The sequence below is a fragment of the Alteromonas sp. P256 genome, from assembly GCF_036864455.1.
Lineage (GTDB): Bacteria > Pseudomonadota > Gammaproteobacteria > Enterobacterales > Alteromonadaceae > Alteromonas.
On the sequence record NZ_JAZETM010000003.1, the window covers coordinates 327,821 to 352,125 of the forward strand.

A 24,305-nucleotide genomic window follows, 5' to 3' on the forward strand; every position below is an offset into this window, starting at 1 on the left:
TAGCAACCTTTGGAATGACTTTAAATAGGTAATGGTTATGCATACAAAACGTAGAGCAGTAAAAGGTCACCATCATATGTGGCACCAGCCACCACTTTCTGTGCGCATGATTAGAACGGTTCTGATCACTATCGCGTTTTTTGTTGTGGTTTTACCTTTCGCCATAGCTACATATTCACTGGTGATGTAATGGTCGAGACTCGCAGAATAATTAAGTACATGGGATTACCGCCTGATAAGAAAAAAATATTAAAGGTCGGTGATGCGGTTAGGCCCGTTCCTGGCGCACGCACATTAACTGACCCCACCATCCTAGATGGAGATAGCTACGGAAAAGTAGCCCTTGTTTTTGATCGAATGGTACATGTTGACGACGATTTAAATGGCCGCATTCATTTAGCGCCTGAAGACTTAATATTAATTACTGCAGCTGAGGGCGAGTAATGTTTACTGATACCGAATTATTGAAATGTTTCAAACCCAATTGCACGTACAGCCGTGAAGCGCTTTCTGAGCTTATTGGCGCAGTTGAGCTACCGCCGCTCTCTGCTGCATTGGGTCGGCTAAGCGGTCAAGGCTATGTTAAGAAAGATCTCGATGATAAAACATGGAGCCTAACCCCTAAAGGCAAAGCTGCAACCTATTTTGAACCCGTTGCAGATACTGTTTCCGCGCTGAACGCAAAAGTGAAAGACATCAGCTCAGCAAGAAGTGCTAAGGACCAAAAGCAATACGACCCAGTCCATAACTCACTAAAAAGCTTAGAAGCATTGTTCAAGTCTATAAAACGCAAACCTACTGACATTAGCATTAAGCGTGAAACACTTACTGCACTAGCGCAATTCATGGACCCAACTATATCCAGCAAGCTAATAGAGATAGCAGACGACCTGGTGCAGCTGGAAGCTATTACAACGCTGGGCGAGGGCATGAAGTGAATCAAGTAGAGTATGAAGCGCTAAGCGATAACTGCTTGCCTCCATTTGCAGTAACGCTTTACATTCGTTGCTTTCGAAAGAACATGGAGTATAGTGACGGACTGGTGCACGTTTCCTTACGTTCTATGAAAGAGGAAATGCAGCACACTCCACCCCGTGGATCTAACACAGTTGAGCCCAAACCAACCACCGAGAAAATACGAACTGCAGTTCGACAATTAGAGCGCGCCAACCTCATAGAATTGGTTAAAAAAGGCTCTATAAAAGAACAAAAAGCAGCTTGTTATCACTGCTCTTTAGCCTCTACAGACTTATCAGGTCTAAATGAGGAACAACACGAGAGCAACACGGGAACAACACGCAATAAAAAAACCTCAAAAGCCGCGCTACACAAGCGCTACGGCGGAAATGTATTAAATTTTCAAAAATCCGATGAACAACACATACCCGTTATACCCGATATAGAAGAAGAGGATAACGCGCACGCGCGCGAAAATTTGAACTTCTCCAATGACTGGGTAGGTCTTGCCAAGCAAGTTGGTCTTTCAGCAAGTACGGATGAATTACAAGCCATTTTCAACAAGTGGAAACTTGGCGATAGCGCAAACACCTATCGTCACATAGCCACGCATCGAAAGTACTGGATGCGTTACTGCGCAACCATCAAGCACAACCAAGTCAGAGGGGGCAGTCATGCACTCAAGCAGCAATCTAGTCAATCAAGTGGGTATCGCAATGCAACGGCAGCCGCATGGCGAGACTGTTATGAACGAGCGCAACGGGGCGAAGGAGTCGATGCATTCGACTTCGCGAACGACCAGACTTGAAAAGGTAGAGCAGTTTTGCCTGACAAACTTGAAGCCAGTGTTGATGGAATATTGGCCTGAGTTTGTGAACAAGTATCCAGAACTGGACATGCAGCAGTGGGCCATTCGTGAATACGCCAAGCAGATGGTTGATGAGGGTGTTTCCAACAGCATGCAGATTCAAGCAGGCATTGCTAAGGCGTGTAAGCAGCAATACCGCCCACGGCCTACGGAGTTTGCCAAGCTATGCAAGCCTACGCCTGAGGAAATTGGCATACCGTCATTGCGTGAAGCATACGACGAAGTGATCGCCAGGCGAGGAAGATTCAAGGGAAAAGAGTTTGAGTTTAGCCACAGGGCCGTTGAGCTGGTAGACGAACGTGTTGGGCATCGTGTGTATCAAATGCGTGACTCAGATTTCATGGATTTGTTCAAAGGTGAGTACGAGTACTGGGTAAGTCGTGCAATGACAAGTGATTTGCCTGAGGCAAAAAAAGCCCTTGAGTACTCAACACCCAAAAAGCCTGTTATCGACAGCTACGTTGCTAAGCATGGAAAACCATTACTTGGTGATGACTTAGTTAGCCAAAAAATAAAAGAGCTTGGTTTGTTAGTTTCTAGAAAACGCCAGGCGCACATAAGCACACCAGACGATAAGGTAGCGTAGTAGTGACAGACGTTCAGCACGAAACAAGCGAAACCGAGACCCTGCTCAATGAGTGGGGCAAATGGAGCCGAATGGGATTAGGGCTCAATATCGGTAACAGCGATAATAACAACGTGTATTTCATCAATGACGAAATGGCCCTTTTGGTAGACCGACTAGTCGCAGAACTAAAGCGAGAACGCCCCTTGTTAGCCAACATAGTCATCATGTATTACCGAAGTGATTACAATTACCCAATGATTTCTAACGCGTTAAACATTGGAGAAACAAAAGCAAGAAGTCTCCATAAATCAGCTATTTGCTGGGTTGATGGGGCTTTAATTGGGTTCACTTTAGATGTTAAATTGGCATGATTTGAAAAAACTTGTTGATCTGCGCGCGCGGATCATCTACTTTAAATCACGTAAGCTAAGCGAAGCTGCACTCGACATAAAGGTCACTCATTGAGTGGCCTTTTTTGTGCCTGCTTTTCTCTGCTTGTTGTGTCTGTCTATCCCAACTTTGCCTCACCATTCGGTGGGGCTTTTTTCTTTGGTGCACTATGGAATACGAAAAACTAATTACCCAGCTACGCGTTCATGAGGGTGATGAACATAAAGTTTATCGATGCTCTGAAGGGTATTTAACAATCGGTGTAGGGCGCAATCTGGAGACAAATGGCATAACACAGGAAGAGAGCGATTTTCTTCTGGCTAACGATTTAAGCAGGGTTGAAAAACAAGTTCGTAAGCACATCAGGCTTCATGGGCTAAATGATGCTCGCATTGCTGTGTTGATAAACATGGCGTTTAACCTGGGAATCAATGGTTTACGCAAATTTAAAAAAACATTGGCATACATTGAGCAGGGTGACTTTGAAACTGCTTCAACCGAAATGTTAGATAGCAAATGGCGCAATCAGGTAGGTTATCGCGCTATCCAATTAGCCGAGCAATTACGAACAGGTGAATGGCAATGAAATGGTTAAGCCCACTAAGCAGCGCTATCGATGGTGTTATTGGTGTATTCAAAAGAAAACAAGAACAAAAGGCCAATGCAGAGCAGGCTAAGGCTAAGCTAAAGCAAACTAAATTAGCCGGTGAGCATGAGGTGACACTTACTGATGCTGAGGGTGAAGCGCTATTATCCCAAGGTCTAGAGAGTAGCTGGAAAGATGAGTACGTTACTGTGCTGATCACATCTCCTTACGCGTTATTAATCATAGGCACCATATCGTTAGCAGTCTTTGATGACTCTCGTATGCTAGACGCTGCAGCGATGACAATCAGCAATCTACAAAACGCTGGCGTTGATATAGATTTTCTGTTTAAGGCTGTAGTGCTATCTGCTATAGGCCTTAAGGTATGGCGTGGCAAATAATATCCTTACGTCTAATACACAATGGAACAACAATTGAATAATCATGTTATGGGCCCTACTGGAGTACATAACATGTATACACATAGTGAAAGATTTAAGATGACCGATAAGACCACAGCTACGAACTATGCAGCAAGTGGACTTACCGCTTTATGGGGAATGGTTACCATCGACCATATAGTTGCAGTGATAGGTATTATCATAGGCATAGCCACCTTCGGCGTTAACGTCTACTTCAAGCGCAAAGAAGATAGGCGACAAGAGCAGCTTCATACAAAACTAATGGAAGCATCACCAAATAATGATTGCTCTCCTAAATAACTATCATAAATTTATTTTCGCGGGTCCTTTTGGCGGCCCCCCCTCACACGGCGCATAGATTCGCGTTTTTTTAACAGCTATAAATTTTTCAGAGGGGGGTTATATTTTGTTTGATTTAGATGAGAAAGCTAAACAAACAGAATTCGCTTCTTTGGTTGGTGCATCTCAACCGGCTATTCACAAACACCTCGATAACGGAACGCTAATTCGCGGCGGTACCTACCGCCAGTGGTTGCGCGCCTACTGTGAAAAACTTCGCGATGAAGCCAGCGGAAGAACCGCAAGCGATCAGCGTTTAAAACTTGATGAAGCCAGAACACGCGAAGCTTCAGCTAACGCTCGAATGAAAGAGATTATGTTATTCAAAGAGGAAAAGTTAATCCTCGAAAAAGCTCAAGTTCGTGAAGCTATCGATGGCTGGATTGCCCTGGCCAAATCTGAGTACAGTAATTCAATAGATAAAATACTAGCCATGCTGGAAAGCCAGCATGGGATCACCATAGACCGAGAATCAATTGATGGAACCACAGCTGCTGCCATGCGAGTTATTGCAGACTTCCAGTTCCAATCTACTGACTCTGATTGATGAGTGTCGTTCGGGTTGGTTGCCTCCTGAAAATATTCCAACACGCCAGTGGCTTGAAAAGTATTTTAGGTTGCCAGCTGAAGACGCTGACTTCGCCGGTTTATACAACGCGGATTATGTGCCTTATTTTTGGGGTGTAATGCATGCCCTAGACGATGACTTTGTTGAAATGGTCGGGCTAATGAAGGCCGCTCAGATTGGCTGGACTCTGCTTGAAACTGGCTGGATAGCAAAGCGTATTTGCTGTGAGCCCAGTCGAATTCTTGGGTTGTTTCCTAAAGATGACAAAGCGCGCGACTTTATTGAAGAGAAGTTCGAACCTGTTATCAGGGCCACGCCAGAACTCGCTAAAAAAGTTGATGTTAGCAGCAGTAGAAAGGCGGGTAACCGAAGTAACAAAAAGAATTTCCCTGGGGGTTCACTTAAGGTTTTCGGCTCTAACTCAGTCAGTAACGTTAAGTCGACGCCTTCTCCAGTGGTACTTGTAGAAGAGCCTGATGATACTAACAGCAGTGTTGGTGATCAGGGTGATGCGATTCGCCTGGCGCGAGAACGCATTAAACGATTTAGAAAGCGAAAGTTTGTGCTGGGTGGTACGCCTTCGGTCGAAGATTTAAGCGAAGTTGAGCATTACATTAACCTCGGTACCCAGCGAACATTGCCAGTGGCCTGCCATGATTGTGGCGAAAAGCATGTTTTAGACTGGGAAAACGTCAGTTGGGTAGAGCAGGGTGACGGTCCCGTTCATCCTGTTTACGGTAGAAATCTACCTGAAACGTCTGTCTATGCATGCCCACACTGTGGTAGCGCGTGGAATGACTGGCAGCGTCAGCAAAACATTTTCAATACCTGCAGAGTTGCAGAGGAAAAGGGCGATAAATTCTGTGGTTGGGTACCAACGGTTAACACCGATGGCGTGATAGAAACCTTTAAAGGGCTGTCAGAACTCTACGTCTGTATTCCTGGCACGTCTCTTTCGGGATTAGTCAAAGATTACCTCGAGGCAGAACATGAAGCTGCTGCTGGTGATGAAGCCGGCAGGATCATCTTCCAGAATTCTAAACTGGGTAAACCTTACGCATACCGAAGTAAAGATAACCTGAATCACGAGCAGCTGCAGGCGCTTGCTGATGATTATCCAGAGTTATCGGTACCAAAAGGTGGCTTGATTGTTACAGCTGGTATCGATGTTCAGCACGACAGACTAGCTATCATTATTCGGGCTTTTGGTAGGAACGAAGAAAGCTGGCTTGTTCTATGGAAAGAGATATCTGGTGACTGTGTTGATAAAGCTGACCCGGTATGGGATGAGTTAGACCAGATACTTTTTAACGGCTTTGAACATGAAACATTAGGTAGAATTTACCTTTCAGCAGCTAGTATCGATAGCTCTGACGGTGGTACCAACCACGCGGTTTATCATTACGTTCGAACGCGAAGCAAGAAACACAAACGCGTTCACCTTATGGCAATCAAAGGTGATAGCAACGACAACGGAAAGCGTGAAATTTTCCGACTACCTTCTGCAAAGCTCGACCACAACAACGCTAAACGCTCAACCAAAGCAGACAAACACGGCGTTCTTGTGTATCTCGTTGGTACTCATAAAGCTAAAGATCTTCTTTCAAAGCGTCTGCAAGGTACAGCGGCTTTCATGCACAGCTACAAAGATGCGCGTACAGATTACTGGGAGCAAGTCACTGCTGAGGTTAAAGCGCCCAGCAAAAAGCTTCGGGGCCAAATGACTTGGCAGTGTCGAAGTGGTAGACGAAACGAAGGTACCGACTGTGAGGTTTATGCCCTTCACTCTGCAATGTCTCAGAAGGTCCATGCAAAGACCAGCGCCCAATGGGATGCACTAGAAAACAGTTTAAGTCAGAAAGACATGTTCAGCGCTGAATTAGAAAGCGAAGTTGAACAGAAATCTACCAAGAAAAAACGCCAATCATCTGCCACTCGCCCACGGCGAACGCGTGGCTTTAGCACTCAGGTAAGATAATGAACGAACCGAAACGTTTAGTAAAAGGTGACTACGCAAAGTGGTCCCGCAAAGTGGCGAATCCATCACACACTTACCAGTACATTCTTGTTGGCCCTGAAAGTAAATTCACCATCGATACTACAGTGGCCGATGGGGTGCTTCATGTAGACCTCGGCTCTGAAGTAACAATGACTTACCAGTCTGGCGAGTATCGGTGGCATTTGTTTAGTGATGATGGCACTGGTCGTTGCACCGTCGCACATGGCTATCTGGTAATTGATGCCAACCCCCACGACTTAGAGTACTGCGACACAACTTCGCATGCTGAGCGTGTACTCAAAGCAATAGAGAAGCGGATTGAAGGTCGAATTCTTTCAGATCATGAAAACTACACCGTTGATGGTCGTAGTTTAACTCGCATACCAATTGAGCAGCTTGAGAAGTTAAAGCGCAAATACAGCTGGCGCGTTCGCACGGTTAAGCAAAAGAAAGGCTTAACCAACCCTCCACGTCGTGCTTACTACAGGTAGTGTATGTTTAATATTTTCAAAAGTTCAAAGGGTCAATCTGAGCGAATTGAACCGACAATTGACAAGGGCGCTAATTCGTCTCGTGATCGCCAGCGTCATAAAATGCATGCCCAAGAACGTTTTGCAGCCGCGAAAAGTCCAAGAATCAGCTCAAATAATTACTTTGGGTCAGGCCTGAGCATTGACGAAACACTGCGTCGCGATTTGTCTAGAATAAAGGCGGCAAGCCGTAAAGCCGGTGAAGACGTTGGTTATATGAAGCGTTACTTCGCTATGGTTCAAACCCATGTGATTGGCGACAAAGGACCGCGACTACACGCTGAGGTTCGTGGTGCTGATGGAGAATTAGATAGGGTTGCTAATCAGTCTATTGAAAAAGCATTTGCCAAGTGGTGCAAGATTGGCGTTTGTGAAATTAGCGGGCGCATGGATTTTGTTAGTTCGATGCAGCTTATTGCAAAAACAGCATGCCAAGACGGTGACATTATCATTCGTCACATTCATGGTGCCCCAAATAAATTCGGCTACTCTATTCAGCTCATTGAAGCAGACTTATTGGATATCAACCTAAACAAAGATTTAGGCAACGGTGTTCGTATAAAAATGGGTGTTGAGATAGACAAGTGGGGCCGACACGTAGCGTACCACTTGCTAACCAACCATCCTGGTGAGCATACCTGGCGAAATGACAATACTGGTAAGCGTTACGTTCGAATCCCCGCTGAAGAAATTATTCTACCTTTCCCCATGTTCAGACCCGGGCAAACACGCGGTGTGCCTTGGGCTCACGCATCACTCCTAGACTTTCACGATATCGGCGGTTACCGCGAGTCAGCGCTGGTAGGTAGTCGGGTAGCTGCGAGTAACATGGTGATATACGAACGTGACCCGGAACAAGAGGCGCCTGAAGAAGAGGAAGAGGGAGACTTCATCTTTGAGTTAGAACCAGGTGGAGCAGCAATTACCCCAGAGGGTTACCGCGCCAAAGAAACGAATTTCCAACACCACGGCGATACAGTCGAAGGTTTTCAGAAAGCCTCCTTGAAAGGGGCGTTTGCGGGTGTGGATGTTAACTACAATACCGGCGCAAATGACTATGAAGGAGTGTCATGGTCGAGTCTTCGACAAGCAGTGCTAGAAGATAGAGAGCATTGGAAGCGGCTTCAGGGTTGGTTTATCAGTCAAGTTGTAGGTGCAATATATCAGCGATGGTTAAAGCATGCGTTGTTGAATGGCGCAATAGAAAACTTGAAAGGTTATGACCTAGAACGTTCGACGGATGCTTTCTCATTTAAAGGTCGTCGCTGGCAATGGGTTGACCCGCTCAAAGACGAGCAGGCTATAGGTGCTGCGATGGATAATTTCACCGTCAACCCTATGGATGTTTTAAACGAAAAAGGCGTCGACATTGATTCGATGGCGGAAGGGTGGGAGCAGTATCTTCAGATACTCGGTCCTGCGATGGAGTTGGCTAAAGGTTTTGGAATTGGCAAAGGGGCAAAAGTTGCAGCTGCAGCCAATAAGAACGCCCCTAAAAATGACGAAGAAGAGGGCGAACAGTGAACGTAAATAAAGTTACTGCAGCCATGTTGCGCAAAGGGCAATGCCCTGTCATGCAGCGTGACATGGAAGCGCAAATTGAAAAGGTAGACGAAGAAAGCCGTATCGTTACCTTGAGCTTTTCCAGTGAGTATGAAGTTGAGCGATGGGGATGGGTAGAAACACTTGGTCATGCAGATGGCGAATGTGACCTTTCCCGTATTAACAACAAAGGACCATTCCTGAGTGATCACAATTGGACAGACCAACGCGGTGTTATTCAAAAAGCATGGATTGAAAACGGCCGCGGATATGCTGACATTAAGATGAGCCGTAACCCGCTAGGGCAGCAGCTTCTCATCGACATGCAAGATGAGATTCGTGTAACTGTTTCTGTTGGCTACCGCATTCACGCAGCGAAATTAATGCGTGAAGAAGACGACTTAGATTACTACCGTGTTACCCACTGGGAACCGCTTGAAATTTCTTCTGTATCAGTACCGGCAGACCCTACCGTAGGTGTTGGTCGTAACGCTGAGACAAATAACCACCCTGTAAAAATAACCACCACTGAGGTACGTAAAATGGATGATATCGAAATCCAAGACAACAACGCCCCGGATGAAACAGCCGAACGTTCGGTATCACCGGAAACTACTAACCAAGCTCATCGTGAATTCGCGGAACCACGTAAAGTGAAAACAGCCCCTGAAACAAGTGATGCTCAGCGCATCGCTGAAACAGCACGTCAGTACGGTGCCACCGATTTAGGCAATAGCTTTATTGCCAAAGGTCGTAGCTACGAAGAGTTTAACACTGCGCTAATTCGCGAGCTTCATGGCAAGAAAAAAGACCCAGAAGCAGAGTCCACCATGATTAATTTGGATATTGGTGAAAACGAGCTGCGTAAGTACAGCGTTATTAATGCGCTTCGTGCTGTTGCAACGGGTAATTTCAAAAAAGCCGGCCTTGAACGTGAAGTGTCTGAGGCTATCGCTAAGCGTGTTGGTCGCGATGCAGACGGCATTTACCTTAGTTATGAAGCTATGGGTTACGGTTTACGCCAAATGCAACTTGCTCGTATGCAGTCAGCTGGCGGTGCAGGTAAAGGGGCTGAGCTTGTAGCTACCGAACTTCATGCTGAAATGTATATTGAAGCACTTCGCGCTCAGGCTGTTGTTGGTCAACTTGGGGCTCGTATGGTTTCGGGTTTAGTGGGTGATGTTGATATCCCTAAACAGAATGGATCGGCAACCTTCTACTGGGTAGAAGAAGACGGTGCAGCTACTGATAGCGACCTTTCTTTTACTACAGTGCAACTTCGTCCCAAGACGCTAGCTACTGCAGTACCCATCACGCGCCGTATTATGAATCAATCAACTCCTGACATTGAAGCATTGGTTATGTCCGATATTATGCGCGGTCAAAGCCTAGGTTTAGATCAAGGAGCCCTTTATGGTTCTGGTGTTGGTAATGAGCCAATTGGTATTGCTAATACCAGTGGAATTGGTGCGCTGTCCTTTGCTACTCCAGGCTCACCAACGTGGGCTGAAACAGTGGCATTTGAAACTGATGTGGCAGAAGCAAATGCTGACGCTAACACGATGGCTTATCTGATGCGTCCGTCTTTACGCGGTAAGCTTAAAACTACTGAAAAAGCTGAAGGCACAGGTCAGTTTATTTGGCAGGGTGGTCGTGTTAACGACTACAACGCAGCAGTAACAACGCAAATGAACGCTGGCCAAATGCTATTTGGTGATTTCTCGCAAGCGCTAATTGGCTTGTGGGGTGCGCTTGATGTGGTACCTGATCGCGCTACTAAAGTAGCTAGTGGTGGTCTTGTTATGCGTCTATTCCAAGACGCAGACGTTGCTGTTCGTCACCCTCAAGCATTCTGCTTGGGTGAGTAATCTACGTAATTTTAACTAGCAAAGCACCTTCGGGTGCTTTTTTTAAAGGTAACGAAAAATGGCTAGAGATAGAAAAGAAGTAAGCTTTGAGCTTACACGTGGTGTACGCCTAATGGGAAAAAGTTATTTTCCTAAGGCAAAAGGCAAAACAATACTCTCAATTGAGGCGTCGATGGCAAAGGAACTGCAGGCAGCATCGAAAGGTAAAATCGTTGACGCAAAACCAAATACTGAAATCCAAGTGCCGAAAGTTGATGACGGCCTAGATGCAGCGTTTGGGCCTGATGATACAGGCGATAAAGAATAGTCATGAGCTTTCAAGATGATCTTGCTGCAGATATGGAGTCGGTGTTCTTTTCTGACTTTAAACATGTGGCGGTTATCTCTGGTGTAGAGGTTCAAGGTTACCTCTACACCAGAGCACATGAGTTTGGTGAGCTAGATACAAATCAAGTTCAATTTGACGCGTCTAAAATATCGCTGCCTGCCATTAAGCGTAGAGAGCCTGTAACGGTAAATGGCGTTAAATACCTGTTCGTGACAAAACAAGAGTCAGGCGAGGTGACAAGTCTGATCCTCGAGCGTGTTTAATTATGTCAAAAATTGTATCGGTTAACTCAAAACAAGCCTTAACTGAAATGAAGCGAATGAGTCGGGCGCTAGATACTCATCGAAAAGGTGAGGTTAATCGTGCAATGGCGGCCACCATTAACGACAGTCTTAAAAAGTCACGAACAAAGATTGTTCGCCGTGTATCCAAGGCTATGCAGATAAAGCAATCGCCCATTAGGCAGCGTGTCAAAATTACACGAGCGAAAGCTACCAGTTTGCACGGAAAAGTGTGGGCAGGTACCAACAGATTGTCAGCGAGAACAGCTGGAGCCAAACCGCGGGGTGATGGTCATGCGGTTGGTCCTTATGAATGGCCAAACACGTTCACCAATAAAGGCCTGCGAAACATCTATGTTCGCAAGGGGCAAGGTAGAGGCAATATCGAAGTGGCTGGATTTGGCGCGCAGTTTACAGAAAAAACACTAAAAAGCGCATTAAATGCAGAAACCGAAGCATCTCTAAGCAAAGACTTCCCCTTGGAACTTTTTCGTCAATTAACGTGGCGATTGGACAAAGCGCTAGGAATTAAGTAATGGCCACACGTTCACAAATTCGGGAAGCCATCCGCGCGATAGCGGAACCCGCTGGCTTCTCCACTACTTTCAATTACTCTCCGGCACAGATATTTGAAGATGAGCTTCCTGCGTTAAAGGTGTTTTTTAATTCTGGTGAAACTGAATATGACTTTGATGACACTGGGATTACAGAGGGACAGGTCATTATTGAAATAATGCTTCGAGAACCGGGCAATATTGATGATGCCTTAGACCAAAAAGCTACTGCAGTTCAGAAGCTGCTGCGCGAAAACCCACTGTTAGACGGCCTTATTGAAGGCATGAACAGAACCAACTTTGCATATGACCGTGACAGTGAAACGACTATCGGTGAATTGCAGCTTACTTACACAATCCAATACCTAGACGAGGATTAATCATGAAGGGTAAATTAGTTTCATTGCATCTATCAGCTGATGCTGGCTCAACATTTGGCGATTCAATTGCGAATATCATGACTATGGAACCTGGTGAAATGACCAGTGAAGTGGTTGATGCAACGCAGTATGGTACCGACCATGACTGGAAAGAATCTGACTACGGTTTGCGCGACGGCGGTGAGTGGAATATCACTGTTCGTTACCGTGAAACGCAGACTGATATTGAAAGTATTATTGATGCGTTTCACAACGGCACGAAAAATCACATTCAGGTACAATTTCCTGCGCCCATTGGCAAGACTTTATCGTTCCGTTGTTTAACTACGAAAGTCGGCTATGCAATCCCGAAAGAAGGTCAAGTAGATAGAAGTTTAACGCTTAAAGTTGACGGCCCTATCGATGAAGATGACCTAGTTTAATGATTGGTTTTATTAAACGCTTTATTGCTGAGCGCAAGATGCCGAAGGATAAAACCTTCGTGCATCGCGCGCAAAGTGCAGCAGTTAAATTAGGGCGCTGGCTTATTGTTGAGCTTTCTGCAGCAGATGCAGTCGTGATCATGGACCAGCTCAACCTTATTCAACGCTCCCATGCTGACTTGGAAGAGAAAGGGCGCAATGTGATGGCACTGAGATACCAGGCTATTGCAATGTCGCTGCGCACTAAGTCTGGGCGCATACCTCTAAAGTGGGACAGTGAAACCGACCTGCTGTTTCTCGCCTCATTTCCACAGTCGAAAATTTCATTAGTGCTTGCAGAGATTGCCAGTGTTTCAGATATGCCATGGATAGACCCTCTCTATCAACCGCCTAAAAGCGATGGCAACGCTGAAACTGAAGAGCCCGAGCCACTAAGTGATGAGGATTTAGCAAAAAACCCCTCATAGGCCAGCCCTATCGAACAGCCACTCTTCGGCTGGCCTTAAAGTTGGGCTGTGAAGATGCAGATTCCCTTCTAGATAGACTCAGCGCTTCAAAGCTTCTCGAATGGTTACGATTCGGAGAAATCGAGCCCTACGGGGGCAAAATAGATCAGTTTCAAGTGGCTGGTTTACGCGCTCAAGTGGCAAATTACTTAAGTAAAAAGGGTGATAAACCCTTCGAATCTAGCGACTTTATCGTTGGATATCGGCCCAAAACGCAAGTCAAACCTATGTCTGTAGAAGAGCTTTATAAGCGCTTTACGAGAAGATAATGAATAAAAAAAACTACGAAGTTGAACTGCGAGGCAATACCAGGTCTTATCGCAGTGAGTTAGGGCGCGCAATTTCTAGCAACGACCGCTTTAACAACTCAATGCGTGGGCTATCGCAAGGTGCACAAGCAATTCAGGGGCCTATGGGTGGCGTAGCTAGCAGGGTGTCTGTTGTAAATTCGTTGTTTTCTTCGGGTGCAGCAGTAACAAGCGGCTTAGCGGCTGCGCTAGCCGGCTTAGTTGCAGTTGGCTATAAATCTTTGAAAGTATTCAATGAGTACGAAAAAAGCCAATTGCGTACTGAAGCGCTTGTTAGGGCAACAGGAAATGCGGCTGGTTTTACTGCAGAGCAACTGCAGCAGCAAGCAAACCAAGTGGCGTTAAGTACTCTGGCTAGCGTACAGGGTATTACGGAAGCACAGAATGTTCTTCAAACATTTAAATCTGTGAGCGGCGAAACATTCACACAAGCTGTCGAGCTTTCTCAAGATATGGCCGCTGTTTTTGGCGGAAGCGCTAAAGATAAAGCGCTGCAACTGGGTAAAGCGTTAGAAGACCCCGTAGCCGGTATCAATGCCCTTAAGCGTAGTGGCGTTAGTTTTACGTCTGCGCAAAAAGACATGATCCGTTCAATGGTTGAAATGGGGAACGTTGCTGGCGCCCAAAAAGTTATTCTTGAACAATTGGCAGGGCAAGTAGGTGGGGCAGGCTCTGCGGAAGCTGGGGGCTTAGCCGGTTCAGTAGATACGTTGGGGCAGCGTTGGGATGAGTTGTTACTAAGTTTCTCTGAAAGCTCTTCTTTAGGCGGAGGTGTTAAGGATTGGCTAGATGGTATTTCGTATTCGCTAGATAAGTTACGAGGAAAAATAGCGCCTACGATTGAAGAATTGCAGATTGAACTTCAGTACTTGGAAAATAGCCAGCAGAAAGCTGCTACTAAACGAGGTGCTAACGCAGCCAAAGCTGCCAATGCTATTCGTTCAGCGGAAGCTGATGAGCTAAGAGATCAGATTCTGCAGATGAAAGCAGAGCAGGGCGATCTTCAAGCGTTAGACCAGCTGATAGAACAGCGAAGTAGTGAGCTCGGTAATATTAGGCAAAAATTACCTACGGCAAGTTCGGAAGGTGCAGGCTGGTTCGGCAGTGGTGAATCGGAAAAAGAGGGACTTCAAAAGCAGCAACGAAAAGCAGCTGCAGAGCTTCAAGAATTCAAGCGTCAGAAAAAGCAGCTTGAGGCCGCCAATCAGGCGCACGTTGAAACGCAAGCCGCTATTAAAGATGATGCTGATCAAGTTGCTCAGGTAAAACGCGAAGAAGAAACTGAGAAAATGACCTCCAGCCTTCGTGCTCAATACCAGCGCATATATGACGAAGCGCTGGCTGCTGATGGAAGAGAAGCTGAATTAACTAACTTGAGATACGAGCGAAAAGTAGAAGAAATGAACGCTGAGCTTGAGCTTATGCGGGAGAAAGGGCTACTTACTCAAGAGCTTGAGAAAGAACACCAAGAAGCGCTTAACAACTTGCTCCTTACTAAGGAAGAAAAAGTTGCCGAGCTAAACCAACGTGAGATAGACGCGGCCACTGAGAAGTACGCTGCCATTCGTGAAGCAGCGCTTGAAGCTGGCGGCAAAGATGAAGAGTTAGCACAATTTCGACACGAAAAACGCGTTGAAGAAATTGAAGCTGAGCTTGATTTGTTGCGTGAGAAAGGCTTAGCAACACAGGAAATTGAAGCGTCTCATAAACAGGCAATGGAAGACTTGGAAGCAACACATCAAGGGAAACTTGCTGAAATCCGTGATGAAGCCAGAGAAGAAGAGCGTAAAAAGGAAGAAGAAAAGCAAGCTCGTCAGCAAGAAGGTTACGGCGTTCTATTTGATACAGCCAACAGCTTCTTTGATGGGATGGAAGGACGCGAAGCTGGTTACGCACGTATGGCCCTGTCAATCGGAGAAACGTTACTTAACGAGAAAAAACGTAAAAGCCTGCAGTCAATATGGACCAATACTATGGATGCGGCAATGGGTGCTTATAACGCACTGGCCAGCATTCCTTATATTGGGCCAGTGTTGGGCGGGGCAGCTTATGCCGGTGTCGTCGTAACAGGTGCTGCAGCTGCTGCGAAGCTGACAGGTATGGCGCACAGCGGGATGACGAACATTCCAACAGAAGGTACCTACTTGTTGGACGGCGGAGAGCGTGTTGTTCAGCCAGACCAAAACCGCGACCTAACACGTTTCTTAAGCTCATCAGAAACAAATAATTCCTCAAGTCTTAGCGTTAAAAACGAAACCCACATCCACGGTGATGCTTCAAGTCGAGATTGGCGAGAAATCGCATTACGAGATAAGCGTTTCGTTCGTCTGTTTAAGGCTCGTTTAGAGAGGCCAGTATAAATGTCAGCGTTTCCCATTCATTTCTTCCGCCAGGTTGAGGTTACATTGATACTCGACATCATTAAGCCAGAAGAACGACTCTATGAGAACAAGTCGTTAGGTAGCGAAGCTCCATACTATTTGTTTGCGCTCACATCTGTTCCAGTTAAGCACAATGACGCAATGGAAATAAGTGGTGTGCTCGATTGGTACAACGATTCTATAAGAAACTTTATTCTGCCCAATCCACTTAAATCTGTGCGCCAGCACGCTGATTTGTATGTGTATTCTACTGGCTCGGTAGGTAGTCAGGCGTTGAAAGTAGCTGGACTACCCCCCTCACGAGAAAAAGCCGTGTGGGGTGGAGACTTTGTTCAGCCTGAAATCAGTAAAAAAGGTTATCGAATCGCATTTAGCGCTAATTCTGATGCTACTGGTCGTGCAACTGTAACGCTAACTCAACCGCTTCTTCACAATATCCCCGCGGGAACTAAAATTCATTACGGCGACGATGTTGGCTTTCAAGTGTGTGTCAAAAATCGAAACGGTGGCGAATTTGGCGTTAAGGACGCTGGCAAAACGGTTTTTGATATTGAAGTAATGGAGCAATTGTGAAGACTTTAACCGCTGATGAAATAGAAAGATTGAGAGGGTACAACCCAACTCGTTACCAAATTTATCTCGTTAAAATGAATATTAACGGCAATTTCATCTACCTGACTGATCGCGACTCGCCAGTCTCGCACGCAGGCGCAATTTATCAGCCAGGCTACATCACTGCTGACAGTATCGACGATATTGAAGTGACTTCAGAGCCGTCAACGAATGAATTCTCGTTAACACTGGATGTACGTGACGGCGCATTTATCCCTTATTTTCTCAATAAAGGATGGAATAATTCTGAGGTAACTATTTACGAGCAGCACGGAGACGAGTCAGGTGTCATTCTGACTCTTAATGTATTTGAGGGTTTTATCGATTCTCGCGATGTCATCAAAAAAACAAGGAAGATTGACGTCGTTTTAGCATCTGTGTGGGCTGATTTTGAAAAGCAGGCTGGCACAAAAACGAACTCGGGCTCACAACAAAAGCACTTTCCTGAAGACACTGCATTTGATCATGTGGCCAGAGCAAAAAGAAAAATCTATTGGGGTAAAAACGCCCCAGTCGCTTCAAGCTCTGGTGGCTCATCAGGTAGCGGTCGGTTTTCCTCTCCAAACAACACGCAAAGAGTTTAAGAATGGGCTTATTAGACGAAATAGGCGGGTTCTTTTTTGGATGGCTAGCGCCAGAAGCTCCTGAACCGTTGCCACCTGGGACTGAGCTAACTTCGGCACAAACCGATGCACATGTTGGGGTGGTAATAGGTAAGGTTTATAAAGCTACAGGCAACATTATTTTTAAGGAAACTAATGATGGTGACACAGATGATATAAACAACGACCTGTTACATATTATTGTTGTTTGGGCTGAAAGCGTTCAGTCGATAGATGAAGTTTATGTTGATGATATCCCTGTTTCGTCTGATAACCCTGCGTTCTTTCACGACGATGGAGGGAGAGTGGTTCACATGCGTAATTTTCCAAATGGTATGGATAATTACGAGGATTCACTATTGTCTGCTGCGGGTTGGCGATCTTCAGACACAGCATCAGGTAAAGCATGCACTTACATTCGCCTAGAGTATCATGGTGGTGAATTTGCTATTTCTTCAGAACCTAAAATTACTGCAGATTTAACGGGTACCAGTCATTCCAATCCAGCTTTAGGGACTTTCGACTATTTAAAAAACTCTCTGTATGGGAAAGGGTTACCATCCCGACTTGTAAATGCCTCTTCTTTTTATAGCGGAAGGGACTTAAGCCAGTCGCTTGTTGATGAGGTAGATGGACAGCCTCAAAAAAGACCTCTGTTTAGTTGTAACTGCAAACTAGACACAAGCAAAAATATTCTTGAAAACGTCAATATTCTGTTAAGACCTATGCGTGGTTGGCTACCGATAATTGATGGCCAACTTACTTTAATCATAGAGCAAGATGACGATCCAGTTGCTATTCCTATTCTGGAAAGAGACATCATTGAGATGGATGGTGTTTCAGAAGGGAGTAAGAATAAGCGATATAATCGTGTTGCGACAACGTACTACGAGCCAGCTGCAGATGGTACTGCGCAGGAAGCTGTTTATCCTCCTAAAGGTAGTGCGTTAGAGGCTCAACTATTAGAAGAGGACAATGGCTTCATTAATGAGGGTACAGTTGACCTAGTTACCTGTAACAACTATTACGAAGCCCTTGAATTCGCCAAAACGTGGCTTGAAATTTCACGTGAGCAAACGAAAACTCGCATACACCTGCCAAAGTGGGCGCTTATCTACGATGTGGGCGACATCGTCCCTGTATACGAATCGTATCTTGGGTGGGACGGAAAGTTATTCAGAATTGAATCAATCTCATCGAACAAGGAAAAAGTTACACTCACAGTTCGCGAGCACCAACCGTACATTTATGATTTTTTTGGGGGAGGAAATAAGCCTGAGATACCGGATACAGTATACAGGCTAACTAATCCAGATGAGCCAAGTAACCTAAGCATAGAACACATTTACTCATCATTTGTTCAAGTGAAAGTGACATGGGAATCTGACGCTTCTCGATTTTTGTACCAGGTGTTAGATGGGCAAGGTTTGTTGCTTGAGACTGATTCGATAGCGCGGTACCACGTAAACATTGCTGGTTATGCACTCGGTACCTACCGTTTTAGAGTTATGGCGCTAGGCGGCTCCTTGTCGCGCTCTGGCTGGGCTGAAATTCCACTCATTATGGAAAAGCCCGGTGTTCCTACCGACATCACTATAAACCCAACCGCAACAGAGTTAGAGGTTATTCCTTATTTAGCTGGCTCTGATAGCTCCACCGCGTTTTTGTACTCAATTAGTCATGACTTAACTGATGAAGAACCACCACTACCGTATCGTGGGCCAGCTCACGCATACACCTTCCCAGGCTTGGCACCTGAGCGGGATTATAAGGTTTGGATCTGCTCGTCCAACGCTCTTGGTGAGTCACAATGGACGTTCATTGTGGCAAAAACGGCTACAGTTGATGAGTTTTGGGGAAATATTGTCAGAACAGTAGAAATACCGGGCTTACCAGATAATTTGGGTAACACCATTTCTGGCGTAATTAATGATATCGAAAATTGGTCGGGACAAACTGGTGACTTGGGTGAGGATTATTCAACGTTAGTTTACAACGTCACCCAAGTCGAAGCGGCAAACCAAGTGAATAGCCTGAACATTTTAGCAGTGCAGCAAAAAGTAGGTTCATCCAGCGTGAGCGCACAAATTGCTGAATTTAAAAATGCGCAAATTGGCTATGAAGATGAAAGCGGTGAATGGATTGAGGGCGCCGCTTTTGCCCAGGCATTTAATCAAATAAAAATTAACACGCTAGATGGTGACGAGCTGAGCGTGTTCTCTTATTTTCAGGCATTAGAAGACGCGATTGGTAATGTTCAGGGCGAAATACAATTCGCTATCGATGCAAACGGCCGCATGACGGGGCTGTTTATTCGCGGTAGTGAGGAAGTCTCTCAAATCATATTCTTAGCAACAGAGACCCTATGGGTTAATGCTGCAGGTGATGTTCTTTTGGGTATCAACACTCAAACCGGTGAGCTTGAATTTCACGGTTCAGGTACGTTTTCTGGCACGCTTTCATCACCGAAGTTCGAGATGATTGGTACCAACTTCATGAAAATCGAACTGGCCGATGGCTTTGGCCCAGATAGTCTTTGGTTCTGGTATGGGCAAAAGATTGTAGATAATGACAATAAGCCAATTTTGTCAGAGCTCAAAAAATCCAACGCCATCGAATGGAAAAGTATAGACGGTGATTCCTACTTTGGCGGTACGTTGAGCGCTGGTGTGTTAACGAACTCAGCGCGCTCAACGGTATTAACTGAAAACCCATCGGTAACAGTTGGGCCATTCACCACGAACGGAAATTCAAAAGTTGTTGCATTTAGTTTCAGCTATGCAGGTTCGTCTGTTTATGCGGGGCAGTGTCCTTCACAAGCCCAGGATCCATCATGCACAGTTCAGCTGCAGCGCAAAGTTGGGCAAGGTAGCTGGCAAACTGTTCAGACTCACCAGGTGACAGGGCAAGTTACTCAATTTTATGAGCCTGATTTCGGCGGCTGTACCACAAACGAAGAAATGAGAGGAAGTTGGACATATACCGATGCCAACAGTACCACCGGGGTGTTCACTTATCGCGTTGTTGTAAGCAGTACAGTGCGCTATCACGGCGTTCACGATGTTGATTATCAAACTGTCAGTCTCATAAGTACGGAAGAATAGAATGAGTTCATACGTTTTTAGTCTCTCTGATATCAGCATAGCGAACAATAGCTCTACCGTAACGGTGAACAATACTGATTCCTTTTTTGGGGTGATTGAGGGCAGCCAGTTGTTTATCGCCGGCAAATTGCCGGCTACTGTAATTGCTCACGACACAGCGGCCAGAACACTGAAGCTTTCTGCTAATTGGGCGCAGGGTGATGTAAATAATGCATCGGCGCAAATATTGCCGTTGGGCGCAGTTTCTACGTTACTAACCGCGCTGGAAAATAATAGAGCAGCTTACAACGCTCTGACCGAAGCAATTAAAAACCCCGCTGCAGAACTTCAGCCGATTGTTGAAGACGCGTTAAGGTATTTAAATACACAAGTGGCCCAAAGCCCTAAATTAAACCGAGAACAAAGTTTAACTCAACGGTTAAGTGATTACCCAACGCTCAAGAAAACGGAAGTTCGACCCACTGAATCGCCTAACAATAAGCGCTTAATTCAGTTTGATGATGTGCGAACCGAAGTACATATTGCGCTAACCGATAGATGGTTCACTATCCCAACTACGATTGCCAGTCGAGCTTTCCCTGTTTTCTTTCGGGGGCTTATCCTCCGCTTCAATAACAGCTCTGCTTACAGCGGCAATGTGAAAATGCGCGTTTATCCTATGGGCAGCGGTGGAAATGGCTTGCCAAATAACCCTACGCTGGCGAATCACCAGTGGCATGAATACGAAACTACCGTTACAGACCTGTATAAGATAGGCGAGTTCAATAGCGAGTATTTTGAAGGCATTATCGAATACATTGAGCTTGATACCGGCTGGCATCAGTTCGACGTTAACCAGTCTGATGTTAATTCACTTAACGCCAAATTCGATGTTGCCTTTGGCACTTTGCGGTCTCCTTTTCGAACGTTTTATCAAAAAGCAGATGGGTTTTGGTACAGCGAAGATATGACGCCGGATAACCCAAGTAGCATAGGCCCAAGCTGGACTCGTGATCCATCTAACCCACGAAAATTTACTGCCGAGGATGCGTCAGGCAGTACCGATGCTTTACGCTTCTTTGGTGACTCATTTGATGAATTTCAGTTTGAGGTGATTGTAGACGTTGAGTACATCACTCACGTTATGGCAGTAACAGTAGGAAATTCAGACCCTAACCGTATTTACTACCCCGGTCCTGCTCGATTTATTACTAATGACCGCATCTACTTTAAACGGGGTGGCACGACAACGAACGCAGCCTTAACTATTGAATCAATTAAAATGAGGCTACCACATTATGGATAGACTGTTTGACGTAAACCTATTGGCCGATAATGGGTGGACTGATGGAGAAGAATGGGCCGACTGCAACCCTGCACAAGATGTAGAGCAGGTATACCGCCGAATCTATTCAGACAGTGATTATAGCGACCCCGACTACCGAATAACCCCTGGGGATAACTTCTTTATTGCCTCACACCCCAGCACAGTGCGTGATTGGACCCCAAGAACCTTGCCTTGGAATTTGGATATTACTAAAGGCATAAATGGGAACCCGCTGTCGTTTTACTTTGGTTTGCAAGTCGGTGAACGTGAGATAGACACAAATCTAGATAACCACAGTCCGTGGATGCAAAAAGTACGCGGCGATTTCATTATTCTTGATGCTCACTACCATCGTTTTTTTGGTATCAAAGTTAAAGACTCCGACCCTGTTCTAAAACTCAATTCCGATAACCGAGGTGGAGAAGTTCACGGCGCGCTATTAAGCAATGCTGGCCTCATTGACACACAAGGCTACGCTATGTTTGATTGGATTTTACGTAAACTCACGTTTATTAATACGATATTTAAAGCGCTGGATATCCCACTAGGCTCTAGCAACGTATCGACCCAAGACTTTGATATTACGGGTACTGGCGATTGTGGCATTGTTATACGTGCTGGTCACTCCGAAATGGAAGTGATTGGCGGCACGATAGCCAACGAAAATCACGAATTTAGTGAAAATCAAACGTTACTCTACGGCTTAGAGTTAGAAGCCGGTAGTAAAGCGCTGGTCCGGTACGTAGACACAAGCGGGTTTAGCGGTAATGGTTTTAAGTTTGCGTGTGAGGTAGATGCAAAAGGATTAACTTCAAGCCATGACGGGGCAGGGTTTGAGTTCTTAGAACACTCCACTGCGCGTGATTGTATGGTGAGTTGGACACGTCAGCTAGCCGGAGACAGCTTTGCGTATTACTTCCACAAGGGCGGGGAATTAAATAACTGCGGCTGTAATCTAGAAGAAACCGGTGGTTTAGGTGTCGTTGTTGTCGGGCCTAATGCAACCTTAACGATTAACGGCGGCGATTATCGTGCTCATGCACCATTACCTTTTGCGTCTGCGCAAGGCCCCTGCACAGTAATATTAAACAATGTGATGATGAACGGGGTTTTATACAATGAAACTGTTGAGCTATTAGAGGGCGAGTCGTGGCGTGGTGAAAAAGCAGAGGTAACAATAGACACGCTTGAAGTCTATGCAAACAAAACCCTCAACTTACCGTACATGCACATTCCAAAGCTTGATGAGGCCATTGCAGTTCAAGGTACAGAACGCCCATTCCATAGCGTTGTAACGTTACCCAGTGGCGCAAGAGTATTACCAACCGAAGAAGGCTCGCTTCGCTATATGCCATCCGAAGCGTGGTTACATTTAGACCCGGGGGAAACGGCTATTGACTACTTTAGGTATTCAACTGAGTCCGTTATTTACATGCACAAATTTGTCATTAACCCTTCACCTGAAGTAGGTGAAAAGGTCGTGCAGCCAGACTCATTCAGCGGTTCGGGCTTTACTAAAAAAGACGCTACTTATACGGCGTTCGAAACTACGGGTTCTTTGTCATCCAGTTATGCCTTTGAAGAAAACGAGGTGTATCAAATTTCGCTAAAACTGACGAATTGTGAAGGCGGTACAATCACGCCTTCAATTGGCTCAGTTGATGCGGAATATTACCACGATATAGAAGGTACAGAAGTTTGGTTAATTCGTGCGCCAGCTAACGCCTCTGCTGTTGAGTTAAAGGCTAATTCGCTTAGCGCTGTCGTGTCTAATATTTACGTGCGTAAGTTGATAAGAACAGAACCTCCCTGCGTTCCTACGCTTGACGGCTCGGTAGAAAGTAATGAAGTTAAGTTGTCATGGAAGCTACCGCCTGTTGACCGACTTAAAAACAGACAAACGCCAGACGTTCACATTCAAAATCAAGAATTAGCGCAAAATAGCGCAGATGGTTATCGCAGTGATAATGCTAACCGACATTACTTATTTGAGAACGTGACAGTTCAAAACCGTCGAAATGGCGTAAACCTGCGGGGTTGCGAATCCGTTGAAATTGACGGTATGGATTTTGTTGGAGGCTATGAAGGTCAGTACGAAACATGGCAAACAGCCTTGGTTGCAGAGTACCGAAACCCGTATGCCAAAATACAGCAAATAGGTAATGTCACAGCCGACTTATTGTTGGAGTCTAACTTTGGTAACTACAACGGTCGGTTTGGTAACTGCGATATTTTTGTTATTAATGCGCCATATTGGGGCGTAGGTAGTTGGGGTGAAGCAGATAAAATCTATACGGCTCATATCTACAATTTAGATGGTAAGCACGGCTCAGATTCAATTATCGACTGTAAGCGAATTACCGAAGTTAATCACAGCAGCATGGAAGGCTCTTGTAAGATTGTTCGTACTCACCGTCGGGGTGCTGCGATACTTAACAATAGCGAGTTCATTTCTACGTTTGGTACACGAGAAACGTTTGCCCCAGGGCATTCACCCGCTTACCAAGAGATTTGGAATTGTGTTGCCGATGGCATTCGCTGCGTCACAAAAGAACAGCTTAAAAACCAGAAAAAACCAAATGGGTTTGCTTATACGGGGCGGAGTCTGCTCGGTGGATTTCAAAGCTCAGTAGAGGTTTTAAAAACCTATCCGACAATCGACGACCTGAACCGTTTCGCTATGACCGATATGGAGTTTGAAGTATCGAGTAACGGCGGTTCAAGCTGGTCACCTCTAAACGTTCCAAATGTTGGGTTGCCTGGGGTTGTCGGTTGCTTCAAACGTCCAATTTCACTTTCCTCAGGCACATACCAGATCAGATGCCGTTGCCTAAACGGTGCGCTTACCGGCGCATGGTCTAACACAATTTCAATTACAGTATAG

Annotated in this window: 26 protein-coding genes; all 26 read left to right on the plus strand. The window is 45.6% G+C overall.

The genetic code is table 11. The features are described from left to right. Nucleotides 1-189: 189 nt before the first annotated feature. Complete coding sequence (locus V7R39_RS07120) at nt 190-444, plus strand: hypothetical protein (protein ID WP_334029659.1); 255 nt, start codon at nt 190-192, stop codon at nt 442-444. Further along, nucleotides 444-938 (plus strand): hypothetical protein, encoded by a 495-nt coding sequence (locus tag V7R39_RS07125; RefSeq protein WP_334029660.1) that lies wholly within the window; start codon nt 444-446, stop codon nt 936-938. The genes V7R39_RS07120 and V7R39_RS07125 overlap by 1 nt, the downstream gene beginning before the upstream one ends. Then, the gene (locus V7R39_RS07130) at nt 935-1,765 is read left to right on the plus strand and encodes a hypothetical protein (protein ID WP_334029662.1); all 831 of its coding nucleotides are present in this window, start codon (nt 935-937) and stop codon (nt 1,763-1,765) included. The genes V7R39_RS07125 and V7R39_RS07130 overlap by 4 nt, the downstream gene beginning before the upstream one ends. After that, the gene (locus tag V7R39_RS07135; RefSeq protein ID WP_334029663.1) at nt 1,734-2,411 is read left to right on the plus strand and encodes a replication protein P; all 678 of its coding nucleotides are present in this window, start codon (nt 1,734-1,736) and stop codon (nt 2,409-2,411) included. The genes V7R39_RS07130 and V7R39_RS07135 overlap by 32 nt, the downstream gene beginning before the upstream one ends. 2 nt (nt 2,412-2,413) lie before the next feature. After that, complete coding sequence (locus V7R39_RS07140; RefSeq protein ID WP_334029664.1) at nt 2,414-2,764, plus strand: hypothetical protein; 351 nt, start codon at nt 2,414-2,416, stop codon at nt 2,762-2,764. Between the two features lie 188 nt (nt 2,765-2,952). Beyond that, nucleotides 2,953-3,369 carry a glycoside hydrolase family protein gene (locus V7R39_RS07145; protein ID WP_334029665.1) on the plus strand — a complete coding sequence of 139 codons (417 nt, stop codon included), beginning with the start codon at nt 2,953-2,955 and terminating at the stop codon, nt 3,367-3,369. Continuing rightward, nucleotides 3,366-3,770, plus strand: coding sequence for a hypothetical protein (locus tag V7R39_RS07150; protein ID WP_334029666.1), 405 nt, complete (start codon nt 3,366-3,368; stop codon nt 3,768-3,770). The genes V7R39_RS07145 and V7R39_RS07150 overlap by 4 nt, the downstream gene beginning before the upstream one ends. A gap of 99 nt (nt 3,771-3,869) precedes the next feature. Continuing rightward, entirely contained in the window at nt 3,870-4,091 is a 222-nt protein-coding gene (locus V7R39_RS07155; protein ID WP_334029667.1) for a phage holin, read from the plus strand. Between the two features lie 106 nt (nt 4,092-4,197). Next, the gene (locus V7R39_RS07160) at nt 4,198-4,677 is read left to right on the plus strand and encodes a hypothetical protein (RefSeq protein ID WP_334029669.1); all 480 of its coding nucleotides are present in this window, start codon (nt 4,198-4,200) and stop codon (nt 4,675-4,677) included. Continuing rightward, nucleotides 4,610-6,676 (plus strand): phage terminase large subunit family protein, encoded by a 2,067-nt coding sequence (locus V7R39_RS07165; protein WP_334029670.1) that lies wholly within the window; start codon nt 4,610-4,612, stop codon nt 6,674-6,676. Before V7R39_RS07160 ends, V7R39_RS07165 begins: the two co-directional genes overlap by 68 nt. Further along, nucleotides 6,676-7,188, plus strand: a complete 513-nt coding sequence (locus tag V7R39_RS07170) for a hypothetical protein (protein ID WP_334029671.1) — start codon at nt 6,676-6,678, stop codon at nt 7,186-7,188. The genes V7R39_RS07165 and V7R39_RS07170 overlap by 1 nt, the downstream gene beginning before the upstream one ends. Nucleotides 7,189-7,191: 3 nt before the next feature. Further along, nucleotides 7,192-8,751 (plus strand): phage portal protein, encoded by a 1,560-nt coding sequence (locus V7R39_RS07175; RefSeq protein WP_334029672.1) that lies wholly within the window; start codon nt 7,192-7,194, stop codon nt 8,749-8,751. Continuing rightward, the gene (locus V7R39_RS07180; RefSeq protein WP_334029674.1) at nt 8,748-10,637 is read left to right on the plus strand and encodes a phage major capsid protein; all 1,890 of its coding nucleotides are present in this window, start codon (nt 8,748-8,750) and stop codon (nt 10,635-10,637) included. Before V7R39_RS07175 ends, V7R39_RS07180 begins: the two co-directional genes overlap by 4 nt. A gap of 58 nt (nt 10,638-10,695) precedes the next feature. Continuing rightward, nucleotides 10,696-10,944 (plus strand): hypothetical protein, encoded by a 249-nt coding sequence (locus tag V7R39_RS07185; protein WP_334029676.1) that lies wholly within the window; start codon nt 10,696-10,698, stop codon nt 10,942-10,944. A 2-nt stretch (nt 10,945-10,946) separates the two neighbouring features. Then, a complete protein-coding gene (locus tag V7R39_RS07190) occupies nt 10,947-11,228 on the plus strand; it encodes a hypothetical protein (protein WP_334029677.1) in 282 nt (93 codons plus the stop codon). A gap of 2 nt (nt 11,229-11,230) precedes the next feature. Continuing rightward, nucleotides 11,231-11,782: a phage tail protein gene (locus V7R39_RS07195; RefSeq protein ID WP_334029679.1), complete on the plus strand. Its 552-nt coding sequence runs from the start codon at nt 11,231-11,233 to the stop codon at nt 11,780-11,782. Continuing rightward, a complete protein-coding gene (gpU, locus tag V7R39_RS07200) occupies nt 11,782-12,180 on the plus strand; it encodes a phage tail terminator protein (protein WP_334029681.1) in 399 nt (132 codons plus the stop codon). Before V7R39_RS07195 ends, gpU begins: the two co-directional genes overlap by 1 nt. 2 nt (nt 12,181-12,182) lie before the next feature. Next, entirely contained in the window at nt 12,183-12,602 is a 420-nt protein-coding gene (locus V7R39_RS07205; protein ID WP_334029683.1) for a phage tail tube protein, read from the plus strand. Continuing rightward, nucleotides 12,602-13,069 carry a hypothetical protein gene (locus tag V7R39_RS07210; RefSeq protein WP_334029685.1) on the plus strand — a complete coding sequence of 156 codons (468 nt, stop codon included), beginning with the start codon at nt 12,602-12,604 and terminating at the stop codon, nt 13,067-13,069. Before V7R39_RS07205 ends, V7R39_RS07210 begins: the two co-directional genes overlap by 1 nt. Before the next feature lie 41 nt (nt 13,070-13,110). After that, nucleotides 13,111-13,377, plus strand: a complete 267-nt coding sequence (locus tag V7R39_RS17820) for a phage tail assembly protein T (protein ID WP_438823520.1) — start codon at nt 13,111-13,113, stop codon at nt 13,375-13,377. Then, nucleotides 13,377-15,776, plus strand: a complete 2,400-nt coding sequence (locus tag V7R39_RS07215) for a phage tail length tape measure family protein (protein ID WP_334029687.1) — start codon at nt 13,377-13,379, stop codon at nt 15,774-15,776. The genes V7R39_RS17820 and V7R39_RS07215 overlap by 1 nt, the downstream gene beginning before the upstream one ends. Further along, nucleotides 15,777-16,370: a hypothetical protein gene (locus tag V7R39_RS07220; RefSeq protein ID WP_334029689.1), complete on the plus strand. Its 594-nt coding sequence runs from the start codon at nt 15,777-15,779 to the stop codon at nt 16,368-16,370. After that, nucleotides 16,367-16,993: a hypothetical protein gene (locus V7R39_RS07225; RefSeq protein WP_334029690.1), complete on the plus strand. Its 627-nt coding sequence runs from the start codon at nt 16,367-16,369 to the stop codon at nt 16,991-16,993. The genes V7R39_RS07220 and V7R39_RS07225 overlap by 4 nt, the downstream gene beginning before the upstream one ends. Nucleotides 16,994-16,995: 2 nt before the next feature. Next, nucleotides 16,996-20,115, plus strand: coding sequence for a hypothetical protein (locus V7R39_RS07230; protein WP_334029692.1), 3,120 nt, complete (start codon nt 16,996-16,998; stop codon nt 20,113-20,115). 1 nt (nt 20,116) lies between these two features. Then, complete coding sequence (locus V7R39_RS07235) at nt 20,117-21,400, plus strand: hypothetical protein (protein ID WP_334029693.1); 1,284 nt, start codon at nt 20,117-20,119, stop codon at nt 21,398-21,400. Then, nucleotides 21,393-24,305: a hypothetical protein gene (locus V7R39_RS07240; protein ID WP_334029694.1), complete on the plus strand. Its 2,913-nt coding sequence runs from the start codon at nt 21,393-21,395 to the stop codon at nt 24,303-24,305. Before V7R39_RS07235 ends, V7R39_RS07240 begins: the two co-directional genes overlap by 8 nt.